Origin of the sequence: Microbulbifer sp. (genome assembly GCF_051659245.1) — a bacterium.
Classification (GTDB): Bacteria; Pseudomonadota; Gammaproteobacteria; order Pseudomonadales; family Cellvibrionaceae; genus Microbulbifer.
This window is the reverse complement of sequence record NZ_JBOFOC010000084.1, coordinates 19,156-32,572: the sequence shown is the minus strand read 5'-3', so window position 1 is coordinate 32,572 and position 13,417 is coordinate 19,156. Positions and strand designations below refer to the sequence as shown.

The 13,417-nt window shown below is 59.3% G+C and carries 13 protein-coding genes; 7 read left to right on the top strand and 6 right to left on the bottom strand.

The genetic code is table 11. The features are described from left to right. Positions 1-140: 140 nt before the first annotated feature. Positions 141-665, bottom strand: a complete 525-nt coding sequence (locus tag ACRC0P_RS09215) for a peroxidase-related enzyme (protein ID WP_438630123.1) — start codon at positions 663-665, stop codon at positions 141-143. A gap of 83 nt (positions 666-748) precedes the next feature. On the opposite strand from ACRC0P_RS09215, the gene dinB reads away from it, so the two are divergent. The 4 genes from dinB to ACRC0P_RS09195 all read left to right on the top strand — a co-directional run bounded on the left by dinB (position 749) and on the right by ACRC0P_RS09195 (position 3,205). Continuing rightward, positions 749-1,831 carry a DNA polymerase IV gene (dinB, locus tag ACRC0P_RS09210; protein ID WP_438630121.1) on the top strand — a complete coding sequence of 361 codons (1,083 nt, stop codon included), beginning with the start codon at positions 749-751 and terminating at the stop codon, positions 1,829-1,831. A 107-nt stretch (positions 1,832-1,938) separates the two neighbouring features. Next, positions 1,939-2,202, top strand: coding sequence for a DUF6116 family protein (locus ACRC0P_RS09205; RefSeq protein ID WP_438630119.1), 264 nt, complete (start codon positions 1,939-1,941; stop codon positions 2,200-2,202). A 32-nt stretch (positions 2,203-2,234) separates the two neighbouring features. Beyond that, positions 2,235-2,762 (top strand): hypothetical protein, encoded by a 528-nt coding sequence (locus tag ACRC0P_RS09200; protein WP_438630117.1) that lies wholly within the window; start codon positions 2,235-2,237, stop codon positions 2,760-2,762. After that, a complete protein-coding gene (locus tag ACRC0P_RS09195; RefSeq protein ID WP_438630115.1) occupies positions 2,759-3,205 on the top strand; it encodes a hypothetical protein in 447 nt (148 codons plus the stop codon). The genes ACRC0P_RS09200 and ACRC0P_RS09195 overlap by 4 nt, the downstream gene beginning before the upstream one ends. Positions 3,206-3,560: 355 nt before the next feature. Here the strand turns inward: ACRC0P_RS09195 and ACRC0P_RS09190 are convergent, their stop codons facing one another. The 4 genes from ACRC0P_RS09190 to ACRC0P_RS09175 form a co-directional block, all read right to left on the bottom strand. Next, entirely contained in the window at positions 3,561-4,337 is a 777-nt protein-coding gene (locus ACRC0P_RS09190; RefSeq protein ID WP_438630113.1) for an SDR family oxidoreductase, read from the bottom strand. A 243-nt stretch (positions 4,338-4,580) separates the two neighbouring features. Continuing rightward, complete coding sequence (locus tag ACRC0P_RS09185) at positions 4,581-5,636, bottom strand: phosphotransferase (RefSeq protein WP_438630111.1); 1,056 nt, start codon at positions 5,634-5,636, stop codon at positions 4,581-4,583. A 12-nt stretch (positions 5,637-5,648) separates the two neighbouring features. Next, the gene (locus ACRC0P_RS09180; RefSeq protein WP_438630109.1) at positions 5,649-6,863 is read right to left on the bottom strand and encodes an acyl-CoA dehydrogenase family protein; all 1,215 of its coding nucleotides are present in this window, start codon (positions 6,861-6,863) and stop codon (positions 5,649-5,651) included. A gap of 89 nt (positions 6,864-6,952) precedes the next feature. Then, positions 6,953-7,624 carry a histidine phosphatase family protein gene (locus tag ACRC0P_RS09175; protein WP_438630107.1) on the bottom strand — a complete coding sequence of 224 codons (672 nt, stop codon included), beginning with the start codon at positions 7,622-7,624 and terminating at the stop codon, positions 6,953-6,955. Between the two features lie 304 nt (positions 7,625-7,928). On the opposite strand from ACRC0P_RS09175, the gene ACRC0P_RS09170 reads away from it, so the two are divergent. Together ACRC0P_RS09170 and ACRC0P_RS09165 are read left to right on the top strand one after the other, a co-directional pair. Next, positions 7,929-8,822: a LysR family transcriptional regulator gene (locus tag ACRC0P_RS09170; RefSeq protein ID WP_438630105.1), complete on the top strand. Its 894-nt coding sequence runs from the start codon at positions 7,929-7,931 to the stop codon at positions 8,820-8,822. Between the two features lie 149 nt (positions 8,823-8,971). After that, entirely contained in the window at positions 8,972-11,002 is a 2,031-nt protein-coding gene (locus ACRC0P_RS09165; RefSeq protein ID WP_438630103.1) for an FAD-dependent oxidoreductase, read from the top strand. On the opposite strand, the gene ACRC0P_RS09160 is transcribed toward ACRC0P_RS09165, so the two are convergent. Beyond that, on the bottom strand, positions 10,999-11,355 hold the full coding sequence (locus tag ACRC0P_RS09160) for a hypothetical protein (RefSeq protein WP_438630101.1): 357 nt from the start codon (positions 11,353-11,355) through the stop codon (positions 10,999-11,001). The genes ACRC0P_RS09165 and ACRC0P_RS09160 overlap by 4 nt on opposite strands. Before the next feature lie 216 nt (positions 11,356-11,571). On the opposite strand from ACRC0P_RS09160, the gene ACRC0P_RS09155 reads away from it, so the two are divergent. Further along, positions 11,572-13,338: a hypothetical protein gene (locus ACRC0P_RS09155; protein WP_438630099.1), complete on the top strand. Its 1,767-nt coding sequence runs from the start codon at positions 11,572-11,574 to the stop codon at positions 13,336-13,338. Positions 13,339-13,417 lie beyond the last annotated feature (79 nt).

The window sequence follows — 13,417 nt, the reverse complement described above, 5'->3', positions numbered from 1 at the left end:
GACATGCCCGCGATCGGGCTCTGTTCGCGGGCATGTCGGATGGCCGCCCCGCCGCTCCTACAGGGGTGAGCAGTTACGCCCCGAAAAAAACAAAACGAGAATCATTAGCACCGCCATCACCGGCCCACTGATCGCCCTCCCTATTCGTGCTCGAGCCCCAGCATATCCGCGAAGCGGTTAAAGCCGGCGGTCATCTCCATCACCCCCAGGGCCTCCACTATTTCCTCGTTTCTCACCCCCACGTCCCGCGCCGCGTCCAGCAGCCGCTCGCCGTGGTCGTAGGGGGCGATATTGGCGTGGCGTGCGAGGTCGAAGAGTTCGTGTTCCCCGGGGGGATAGTGCACGTGCTCGGGGTAGGAGCGAATGCGCAACACCTCCTTCGGATCCACACCCAGTTCCTGCAGGGTGGTGCTGTGGAAGTAGATAGAGTAGTCGCAGCGATTGTCGGCGGAGACCACCAGGGCGATCCCCTCTTTCAGCTGCGCCGACAGGCAACCGTGCAACATCAGTGCCTTGAATTTGTCCCAGTTCGCCTTCAGCAAGGCCGGGTGGTGAGCATAGGCCCGGAACAAATCCGGCACCGAGCCCAGTTCATCCTCTATTTCCGCGAAGATCGCCCGGACCTCTTCATCTTCGGGGTCCTTTACCAGGGGGATACGGCTCATGGTTCACCTGCCTTCATCCAATTCACTTCGGTCTCAAACTTACCCACTTCCCGCCCGGCTGAAATACTGTATATAATCCCAGCATGCGAAAAATCATCCACTGCGACTGCGACTGCTTCTACGCATCGGTCGAAATGCGCGACGATCCGAACCTGCGCGGCCGGCCGCTGGCAGTGGGTGGCGCCAGCGACAGACGCGGGGTCATCTCCACCTGCAACTACGAGGCGCGCAGCTTTGGCGTGCACTCGGCCATGCCCAGCGCCCAGGCGAAGAAGCTCTGCCCTGATCTGATTGTAGTACCCGGCAACATGAAAAAATATCGGGAGGTCAGCGGCCAGATCCGGGATATTTTCCTGGAATACAGCGACACCATAGAACCTTTGTCCCTGGATGAGGCATTCCTGGACGTCAGCGACAGCGCGCGCTGCCGCGGCAGCGCCACCCTGATCGCCGAGGAGATACGCCGGCGGGTACGCGAGAGGCTGGGAATCACCATATCCGCCGGGGTGGCGCCGAACAAATTCCTGGCCAAGATCGCCAGCGACTGGCGCAAACCGGACGGCCTCACGGTTATCGTGCCGGAGGCCGTGGACGAGTTCGTACTGCGCCTGCCGGTACACAAGATCCACGGCGTGGGCCGGGTGACCGCGGAGAAGATGCACCGCCAGGGCATCCGCACCTGCGCCGACCTGCGCAACTTTTCACTGATCGAGCTGGTTCAGTCCTACGGCAAATTCGGTCGCCGGCTCTACGAGCTATGCCGAGGCATCGACGAGCGCCCGGTGGACAGCGACAGCTCGCGCAAGAGCGTCAGTGTGGAACACACTTTCAGCGAAGACCTTGTGGCGCTGCCCGACTGGCAGGAGCAGCTCACCGAACTGTATATTCGCCTGCTGGAGCGACTGGAAAATCTCGACGACCGCTACCAGATCAGCGGCGCCGCGGTAAAGGTGAAATACGGCGACTTCTCCCTTATGACCCAGGAGCGGGCGAGCCAGTCCTGCCGTATCACCGAATTCAAACACCTGTTGCAACAGTGCTGGGACAAGCGTGCGGAGCCCATCCGCCTGTTGGGGGTCGGCGTGAAACTCAGGGATTTGCGCGCCGATTTGGGCCCGGAGCAGCTACCTCTGCCACTGCCCGGTGCGGAGCGGCTTTCCGCCTGAATCGGCCCCCTTCCCACTACAAATCTGGCGCAGCCGCACACTTCGCAAACCCGGGCTCCAAATCCCGGGAACTATACTCACCAAAGCACCCGCTAAGGATCGGCCCGATGAAGAGAGTGCTCCCCAGCGCCCTGGTCGGCTGGTTTCTGAACTACGCCAGAACCCTGGAGCACCCGCAGCTGTTCAAGTGGATCAGTGTCATTTTTCTGGTGGATTTATTGATTCCCGATCTGGTGCCATTTGTCGATGAAATACTGCTGGGGCTGGCCGCACTGTTTCTGGGACGCTGGAAAAAAAGCCGTTCCGGAAAAGAGCCTGCGGAGAAGACCGCCGGTACAGGGGAATCCCGGAGCGGATCACACAGGAAGTAGCGGATCTCAACCGGCGCAGGAGGCGCGACTGAGTGTTCTGGAATCATTTCCAACAGCTGAGCGATGAAGCACTGCTCGACTACTACCACTCCACGCGCAATATCCGCGCCTTCCGCCTGCTCTACGCACGCCACAAAGACAGTCTCTATCGTTACTGCAGCCAGATGAATCTCGCCGCCGCCGGCAATGTGCTGGAGGAGCTCTGGAGAAGTATTCTGGAGCGCCCGCCGCAACTGTACGGGCGGCTGCTGCGCAGCTGGTTGTTTATTCATGTAAACAAACTGTTGCGCAACGTCACGGATCAGAGCCGGGATACTGTTGCGGAAGCACCCCTGCCGGGCAGCAAACTGCTCTCCACGCTGCAAAACCTGCCGAGAATCGAGCGCAATATTTTACTGCTGCATATAGAGTGCCGGCTGCCGCTGGCCACGATCGCAGACATCGAAAGAATTTCCCTGAAAAAGTGCCGGGAACACTATCGCAACGCCGGAGAGCGGCTGGAAACGCTCTTGAACGGACCGCGGAGACAACCCTGGCGGACGAGAGAGGTGGCAGTATGAGCGCGTGGGAACATCACTATCGGGACGCAGTGGCGGAGATGGCCTCCCCGGATTGCCTGGATAAAAAAATCCTGCAGCAAGCCCGCCGGTACAAACCGCCAAAAAAAGACAATCGCTGGTTATCCAGGGCCGCCAGCGGTTGCGCCGCACTGGCAGTGGTGGTGCTGTTGGCACACCCGGCCCAGTACCTCGGCGCCCTCACCCCCAACGGTCACGCGATGGATACCCAGAACGAACACATGGCCCGGTGGAGACGGAGCAGCGACCGCCTGCTGGAGAAAACCGATTCCTGGTATGCACTGCGCAGCGAGGTGAAAGCGGGCAACTACGTCAACCTGTGCAACCAGTGGCGGCGCCAGCAGCGCAACTCCGCCCTGGAGAAACTCCCTCGGGACCTGGAAGCATCAGCCCGCAGCCACTGCCGCCTGCTTCCCACTCCCTGATGTGGTAATTCTTATACGAATTGCATAAACAACCACTCGGTGGGTTCGGTGGTGTACCCGATATAGTCCTGGATTAACTACTACTCTCCCCTCTCCCGCTTGCGGGGGAGGGGCCGGGGGAGAGGGCGCTGACCGGCTCCCCCTCTCCCTAACCCTCTCCCCCAAAGGGGGAGAGGGGACTGTCGGAGCATCGCCTGCAAGCAGGCTCCTACAGTGCAATCCTCAGGGGCGGGAGCAGCTCGGGGCTTAACTGAGTGTCATTCATACCCGGACGGAGTTCTATGCCGGTAACCATCGGTGTCAGGGTGTAAAACGGGCAGATGGAAGTAAAATCCAGCAACGGGTCCTGGACGTATCAGATTCCTCCGCAGGCTGTCAGTCCGCCGTCCACCACCACGCACTCACCGGTGGTATAGCTGGAGGCGTCGGACACCAGGTAGAGCACTGTGCCCGCCATCTCCTCCGGCTCCGCATGGCGGTGCAGGGGAATATGGCCGATGGCGGTATTGTAAATTTCCTCATGGGAAAACAACGCCCCGGCAAAGCGGGTTTTGGTGAGCCCCGGCAACAGCGCGTTCACACGGATATTGTACTGGGCGCACTCCTTGGCAAAGGCCTTGGTCATATTGACCACCGCCGCCTTGGTAATCGAGTAGATCCCCTGGCCGGCGCCCGGCTGCAGGGCATTGATGGAGGCCGTGTTGACGATGCAGCCACCGCCCTGCTCGCGCATCAGCCTGCCCGCCTCCACCGACATAAAGAAATAGCCGCGAATATTGACGTCCACGGTTTTCTGGAAAGCTCCCAGGTCGGTATCGAGAATATGGCCGAAATAGGGGTTGGTCGCCGCGTTGTTGACCAGGATATCCAGCCGGCCGTGCCTTTCGCGGATATCCGCAAACACCCGCTCGATCTCTTCCATATTCCCGATATGGCAGGGCAGCGCCTCGGCGCTGCCGCCGGCCTCCACTATGGATTCCGTCACAGCCTGGCAACCCTCGATCTTGCGGCTGGACACCAGAACATGGGCTCCCTGCTCCGCCAACAGCCTGGCGACGGCCTCGCCGATACCCCGGCTGGCGCCGGTTACCAGGGCGACTTTTCCTTTCAGGTCAAATAGATTGGTTGGCATTTATTTATCCTCTTTAATTTCTATCGCTCAGAGCCCTCCTGTAGAAAGGGCAAAGCGAAGTGTGCTCATCCTACAAAACCGTGACGAGAAGGCGCTGATGCCGGTGGCTTTTTGCGGGACCGTCGGAGGCATGGATGCCGACGCCGAGCGTACAGGGACGTATTAGGGGGGCGCCCAGCCCGTGTCCCGCAAAAAGCCACCGGTAGCAGGGCCGCCAAAGCCCTTCACCAAATCCCACCGGGTTCAGTATTCTTTCTCGATCATATCCAGTGCCATACGAGCCACCGGCTGCACCAGCGCTCCTAACCGCGCGGCATTTTTATTCGACGCATTGCCATCCCGGGCCCGTTTGGCCACGCCCTGGATAATCGCCGCCAGGCGGAAAAAGCTGAACGCCAGGTAAAAGGCCCAATTGTCGATTTTCCCGATGCCCATTCGCTCACAATAGCGGGCCACATATTCAGCTTCGGTGGGAATACCCAACCCATGGCGGTCCACTCCCATCAGTCCGGAGACCCTGTCACCTTCGGCGGGCATACGCAGCTGCATACACTGGTAGGCCAGATCGGCGAAAGGGTGGCCGAGAGTGGAGAGTTCCCAATCGAGCACGGCGATAGCGCGCGGTTCGTCGCGGGCAAACATGATGTTATCCAGGCGATAATCGCCGTGCACCAGTGCCACGCGGCCGTCGTCTTCCGGCAGTGTGTCCGCCAGCCAGTCGATCAGTTCGTCCATGGCCGCAATTTTTTCGATTTCAGAAGCGCGGTACTGTCCACTCCAGCGCTCGAACTGGCGCTGGAAATAATTGCCCGGGCGCCCGTAATCGGACAGTCCCGCCGCCTCCACGTCCACACTGTGCAGCGCCGCCAGCACGCGGTTCATCTCCTCGTACATCGCACCGCGCTCCGCCCGGTCCACTTCCGGCAGCGCGGCGCTCCAGAAGATGCGCCCTTCGCAGTATTCCATCACATAGAACAGGGAGCCGATCAGCTCTCGGTCCTCGCACAGGTGCAACACTCCCGGCACCGGCACATCGGTGTCGGCCAGCGCCCGCATTACGCGAAATTCGCGATCCACCGCGTGGGCGGACTTCAGCAACTTGCCCGGCGGCTGTCGACGCAGCACATAAGTGCCGGATGCCGCGTGTAACTTGAAAGTGGGATTGGATTGACCGTCGGAAAATTTACTGACTTCGAGCGGGCCGCGAAAACCCTCGATACAAGCGGCCAGATATTCTTCCAGCCGCTCCGGAGGCAAGTGGTCAACCGCATGTTTTCCGGATCGTATTTCCTCTGCCATAGGAGTTCCCCCTCAATCGCTTTCCGCCCCGTAACGCGCCGCCAGATTCCGTCCCAGCTGCATCATATGCACCTGGTCCGGCCCGTCCGCCAGGCGAATGGTGCGCGCGTAGCTGTAGTGCTGCGCCAGGTTGTAGTCCTGGCTCAACCCGGCGGCCCCGTGGATCTGTATGGCCCGGTCGATCACATTGCAGGCCATCTGCGGCGCGACGATTTTGATCATCGAGATCAGGTCCCTGGCCACCTTGTTGCCGTACCGGTCCATCCGGTCCGCGGCCTTCAGGGTAAGCAGGCGCGCCTGTTCGATTTCACAGGCGGACATGGCGATATCCTCGCGCACCGAACCCTGCCGGCTCATCGGCCGGCCGAACACCTCCCGCTGCTCCACGCGCCTGCACATCATCTCCAGCGCCCGCTGTGCCTGGCCTATCAGGCGCATACAGTGGTGAATGCGGCCCGGGCCCAGGCGTCCCTGGGCGATTTCGAAACCGCGCCCCTCCCCCAGGATCAGGTTGTCCGCCGGTACGCGCACATTGTCGAAAACAATTTCCGCGTGGCCCTCCGGCGCATCGTCGTAACCGAACACGGTCATCGGGCGAATAATATTGACGCCGGGACTGTCCACCGGCACCAGTATCTGCGACTGCTGCCGGTGGCGATCGGGATTGTCCGGGTCGGTCTTGCCCATCACGATCAGTATTTTGCAGCGGCGGTTGAGGGCTCCGCTGATATAGAATTTGTGCCCGTTGATCACGTAGTCGTCGCCGTCGCGCACAATCGAGGTCTCGATATTGGTGGCATCGGAGGAGGCGACTTTCGGCTCGGTCATGGCGAAGGCGGAACGGATCTCCCCGGCGAGCAGCGGTTTCAGCCACTGTTCCTGCTGCCGCGGACTGCCGTACCGGGCGAGCACTTCCATATTGCCGGTATCCGGTGCGCTGCAGTTGAACACCTCCGGGGAGAACAGCACCCTGCCCATCTCTTCCGCCAATGGCGCGTACTCCAGGTTGCTCAGCCCGGCGCCGGAGTTCGAATCGGGCAGAAACAGATTCCACAGCCCCGCCTCCCTGGCTTTGATCTTCAGCTCCGCGAGTATCGCCGGCTCGCCCCAGCGGTCCTCCTGCAACTGTCGATGAAAAACGGCTTCCACCGGATAGACATGGTCACGCATAAAGCACTTGAGGCGCTCCAGCAATTGTTTTGTCTTGTCGGAATACTCGAAATCCATTGCTGTCCACTCCGGCTGGCTACAGGTAAATGGCCCAGGTCAAGAGCGCGGGACCTTCACATCACGGTTATCGCTCAACTCAGCGCTATTCAGCTGTAGGTAATAAACTCCCGCCGCCCCTCGCGCTCCAGGTGCGGCACATGATTGAAACTGTGCAGGCTGATACTGTCGGCACCGCAAAAGAAATGGCTCACTGCCGTGTTTTTGATCTGCATATTGAGTCTGGTCACCGTCTCGGCGTGGGCGCCGAGCACCTGGCGCACCATCATTGCGATGGCGCCGCCAGAGCTGACCACGAGGGTTTTCGCACCCCGCGGGCTGTCGCCAATCAGCTTCAAGGCTTCCCCGATGCGCTGCTCGAACGCCTGCCAGCTCTCCACCGGACTGATCTCCCCCTGGGCCCAGGCGAGCATCGCCTTCTTGAGAAAACGGTAATAATCGGAACGGCCGGCGCCTTCGCCCGGCACGGACTGCGGATCGCGCTCGCCGTAACTGCGCGTCACGCTGTGAAAATCGAATTCATTCAGTTGGGGCGCCAGCTCCACGCGCGACACATCCAGATCCAATCCTTCGCAAATCCCCTGCGCCGTCTCCCGATGGCGCCGCAGATCGCCGCAGAGAATGCGGTCAAAGCGCGTACCCGCCGCGCACCAGTGCTCCCCCAGCCAGCGGGCCTGGCGCCAGCCGAGATCCGATAATCTGTCGTAGTCGGCAGCGCCGAACGAGGCTTGGCCGTGGCGAACGGTATAGAACTCAGCCACTGTGATTCCCCCTTCAGTTGCCTCACACCTCCATGGCACTAAGTTAAGACTTGGGCGGCCCTGCTACCGGGGGCTTTTTGCGGGACACGGGCTGGGCGCCCCCCCTAAATCCATCCCTGGAGGCTTGTCCGCGAGGTCCCTCTCGCAGACAGTCCCGCAAAAAGCCCCCGGCATCAGGCCCTTAGCATCACGGTTATCGCTTAACTCAGCACCAATCGCCTCATACCCTATCGCCGCTCATTGAATCATCAAAGTTTATTATGCGAATATCCAATCATTCATAGTGTTAATGATGGTGACCGCTGTGCAGCTGAAACAGATGGATATGAACCTCTTCCTGGTGTTGGAGGCCATCTACAGCCAGCGCAACCTGACCCGCGCCGCGGAGCAGTTGCATATCACCCAGCCGGCGGTCAGCAATGCCCTGGCGCGGCTGCGCCGCACCCTGGATGACCCGCTGTTCACGCGCACTCCCGCCGGTATGCAGCCGACGCCGCTGACGGAGCGCATCATGCCCAGCGTCCGGCAGGCCCTCGCACTACTCGGCGGCAGCCTGAGCGAACAGCGTCTGTTCGACCCGGCCACCGAGGAGAAGACGCTGCGCCTGTCCATGAACGATATGGCGGAGACATTGCTGCTGCCGCGGCTGCTGGAGAGACTGCAAAAGCTGGCGCCGGATATCAGCGTCGAGTCCTACTATGTGCCCCGGGATCAGTTGGTCAAGGAGCTGTCCGCCAACACCCTGGATTTCGGCCTGGATATCCCCCTGGTCTCCGCCACCCATTTGCACCAGCAGCGCCTGGTCAACGATCGCTACCTGTGTATGCTGCGCGTCGACCATCCGCTCGCGGATCGGGCGCGCCTGACCCTGGATGAGTACCTGCAACTGGAACATATCCACGTCTCCAGCCGCCGCAGCGGACCGGGGCTGGTGGATATCGCCCTGAACAAGCTGGGGCGCCGTCGCAGTATCAAACTGCGGGTACAGCACTACCGGGTGGCGCCGCTTGTGGTACTGCGCACCGACCTGGCGCTCACGGTACCCGCCAGCCTGGCCGACCAGTATCCAGCGAGGCTGTTCGAGCTACCGTTTCAGATTCCGCAGATGGACTGGCACCTGCTGTGGCACAAGAACCAGCATGAAGACCCGGCGAACAAGTGGCTGCGGGGGCAGTTGATGGATTTGTTTGTCCCGTGAAAAAGCGCCGCTGCGGCCGGAGATTGATCACTGATTTCGGCCGGATCGGTCACTGCCGCTCACTATTCCCCCTGCTATTCTCCGCCACATCAATATGCAAAGAGCTGCATATAGCTTTCCGGTCGTGACTAAAGAAAGAGAGAACCGCCATGTCCCTCGCCTATCCCCACCTGCTGGCCCCGCTGGACCTGGGTTTCACCACGCTGAAAAACCGGGTACTGATGGGCTCGATGCACACCAACCTGGAGGAGCATCCGGGTGGTTTTTCGCGGCTGGCGGCCTTCTATGCGGAGCGCGCACGCGGTGGCGTGGGCCTGATTGTGAGCGGTGGTATCGGGCCCAACGAGGAGGGCTGCGTGGCCACGGGTGCGGCCAAGATGACCACCGTTGAAGAGGCGCAACAGCACCGGGAAATCACCGATGCGGTACACGCCGAAGGCGGTGCCATCTGCATGCAGATACTCCACGCCGGCCGCTATGCCTACAACCCCAACCTGGTGGCGCCCTCGGCGGTCCAGGCGCCGATCAATCCCTTTACCCCCCGCGAGCTGAGCGGCGGGGAAATCGAAGGCCAGATCGACGACTACGTGCGCTGCGCCACCCTGGCCCGCGAGGCCGGCTACGACGGCGTGGAGATCATGGGATCGGAAGGTTATTTCATTAACCAGTTTATCGTCTCGCGCACCAATAAGCGCACCGACGAATGGGGCGGCAGCTTCGAAAACCGCATCCGCCTGCCGATCGAAATCGTACGCCGCACCCGGGAAGCACTGGGGCGCGACTTTATCATTATCTATCGCCTGTCCATGCTCGACCTGGTGGAGGGCGGCAGCAACTTCGAGGAGGTGGTGACACTCGGCAAAGCCATCGAGAAAGCGGGCGCGACCATCATCAACACCGGGATCGGCTGGCACGAAGCCCGCATTCCCACCATTGCCACCAATGTGCCCCGCGCCGCCTTCAGCGAAATCACCGCCAAGGTAAAGCAACACCTGAGTATTCCGGTAATTACCAGCAACCGCATCAATATGCCCCAAGTGGCCGAAGCCGTACTGGCCGCCGGCCACGCGGATATGATTTCCATGGCGCGGCCCTTCCTGGCGGATGCGGAATTCGTCAACAAGGCGGCGGAAAACCGCGCTGACGAGATCAACACCTGCATCGGCTGCAACCAGGCCTGCCTGGACCACACCTTCGAGTTGAAACTCACCTCCTGCCTGGTCAACCCGCGCGCCTGCCACGAAACCGAACTGAATTACCTGCCCACCGCCCATCCGAAGAAGATTGCCGTAGTGGGCGCCGGCCCCGCCGGCCTCGCCGCCGCAACCGTGGCCGCCGAACGGGGGCACAAGGTCACACTGTTCGAGGCGGAAGACAAAATCGGCGGCCAGTTCAATATCGCCAAGCAGATTCCCGGCAAGGCGGAATTCCAGGAAACCCTGCGCTATTTCAAACGCAAACTGGAACTTACCGGCGTAACCATCAAACTCAACTGCCGGGCCACCGCGGAGGGCCTGCGGGAATTTGACGAAGTGATTATCGCCACCGGTATTACACCGCGCACCCCACCCATCCCCGGGATCGAACACGAAAAAGTGCTCAGTTACCTGGACGTACTGAAACACAAAAAGCCGGTGGGTGAAAAGGTGGCGATTATCGGCGCCGGCGGTATCGGCTTCGATGTAGCGGAATATCTGACGCACGAGGGGAACAACGACGAAGAGCTGACCGCCGCCGACAAAGACGAGTTCTTCGATGAATGGGGCGTGGATATCCGGCTGGAAAACCGCGCCGGTCTCAAGGCGCCTGCAACCGTCACCACACCACGCCAAGTGGTTCTGTTACAGCGCAAAACCTCCAAAGTGGGCGCCGGCCTGGGCAAGACCACCGGCTGGATTCACCGCACCAGCCTGAAACACCGCGAAGTACAGATGATTCCCGGCGCCGAATACGAGAAGATCGACGACCGCGGTCTGCATATCCGCGTGGCCGATGAGCAGCATCTGCTGGAAGTGGACAACATTGTGATCTGCGCCGGGCAGGAACCGTCGCGGGAGCTGTACAATGCCTTACTGGACACAGCGACCAAAGTCCATCTGATCGGCGGCGCCGACGAGGCTGCCGAGCTGGATGCCAAGCGGGCCATCGACCAGGGATCGCGGCTTGCCGCTGAAATTTAAGGAAACACATCTCTGTAGATCGCAATCGTAGGGTGCGCCGTGCGCACCGTTTCAGGAGCCTGCAGGTTCCGGCATCTTCTGGTGCGCACGGCGCACCCTACGGCATAAAAAAGGCCCCGCGAGGGACCAAGAAGCCAGAGTTCCGCGGAAATTCGCAGCAGTATCCCGCCGCCTGCGCGCAAGGCCTCCGGTTTCCGTATAGGAAAACCCCACAAAAATGCCAGACTCAACAGCAGGTAACTGAGGGCGGTGAGGCCGAAGGTGAACTGCTGGGCACTGAGCCCGGCCCAGACATCGATAATCTGCCCCAGGCCCGCACCCACATTGATCAGGAAATAGCGAAATTGCAGCACCAGCTCCCGGATCCGCTCAGTCTTCCTCCTGTGTCAGCATAGATGTCGCGCCCCCATTGTTACTTGTGGATAAATATACAGCACGAGTTCCCGGCAATATCCGCCAGCGGGTCTATACTCCTCTACGGCAACAGCCAAAGGTAACGCGGGCCATCACAGCCCCACAGATAAAAGTGACCAGACGCCCAGACTGGCGTCACGAACGAATTACAAGCCATGTCGCTGTCAAATCTCTTATTGCAAACCCGACCCGCAGTAGAAGAAGAGCTTTTCAAGCTGGCTCCGCCCTATACTCTATTCTTCTCCATCTGCGACGGTAAACAAAGGGCCAAGGTTCAACACGCCACCGCCGATGACTTCTCCGCTGCCTGGCAAGCGACGGCATCCCTGGCACGCAGAGCGGCAAAGGACGCCAAAATGGATGTCCGCTGGCTCAGGGTGGATTGGGTAACCGGCATCGAGGAGATCACGTGGCGCGAAATGAAGCGCAAGCTCGAAACCCTCACCTCCTCTTTCTTCCGCCATGGAATTGCACTGGATCCCGATCTCAAGCTCGCCTTCCTGGAGCAGGAGCTAAACGGTAACGCCATGTTCTATGGGGGGAAGACAGTCGAGCATGCGGTTATCAACGAAGAGAATTTCATGGCCTATGTGCGCCGGCGCTACCGCGGCCGGCCGGAGGTGGATTTTTCAGATGACAAACCGGTATATGTACTATCCACCAAAGGCGTCTTCACTGATGGATCCGGAACTCCAGTCCCCTTGCACGGACCGGGACGAAATGCCGGCCGCCGAAAAGTTAAGGAGTTCGATGAGACGACAGCAGCCAGGCTGATTGTAACCAGCAGCCAGTACCTGGGTAGACAAGTAAAGGCCAGCGGCCAATTTCGCTACGGTCGGCATGCCTGCTTTGACAGGAATATAAACCACTACAACGCCTTACGTCATGTCGGCAGCATATTTGCAATGCTGGAGGCCTGGGAATTAACCGGCGATCAGAAATTGAAAGCCGCAATCGATAGAGCATTGGAGTACCTGACGCGAGAGTTGATCAAGCCGGTAACATTGCCGTCTGGTGAAGAGGTATCTTATGTTGTGGATGGCGATGAGATAAAACTGGGCGGAAACAGTATCTGCGTGCTCATGCTCGCAAAATACGTATCCTTGACCGGGAGCAAAAAATACGATCTTCTGATGGAGAGCATAGCCCTCGGAATCCAATATTTACAGGATCCTGAGAGCGGTAAATTTGTGCATGTGTTGCAGTATCCGGATCTATCCGTGAGGGATGAATTCCGGATAATCTACTACGATGGAGAAGCCGCGTTTGGCCTTATGCGATTGTACGGAATTAGAAAGGACCCCCGTTGGCTGGCGATAGTTGAAAAGGCGTTTACCTACTTTATTTCTGCTGAGCACTGGAGGGCTCACGATCACTGGCTGAGCTACTGCGCAACCGAGATGACCCTATACCGGCCGGAAGAGAGGTATTACGAATTCGGCTTAAAAAATGCTGCTGACTACCTGGATGCAATGGAGGGACGTGTCCCCGCTGTCCCGACACAGTTCGAACTGATGATGGCGGCGGAGAAGATGATTTATCGCCTGCAACGAGATAAAACCCACGCACACCTACTAAAGAAATTCGACCTGGAAAGGTTTTACCACGCATTGCATAAGCGTGCGCACCACCTACTGAATTCCTATATCTGGCCGGAATTTGCCATGTATTTCAAGCATCCACGCAATATTGTTGGTGCATTTTTCATCCGACGCCACGGCTTTCGTGTGCGCATAGACGACGTTCAACATTATCTGTCAGGCCTGATCGGCTACCTCAATTACCTACTCCGCGAAAAGACCATTAAAACATCGGACAGTAAAGTCGATAAAAATATACCACCAGAGCCCCTGACTTTCGATTCAAAAGCAATCGCCAGTGCCAAAGAAGCTTTAAAATTGGCTCATAGCAGCCCCAATTGATAGATTTTTCGACAACTGCAGATTCGGAACTGACGCAATCTGAGTTTACAATCATATTCCCGGAGCATCTGGAAGAATT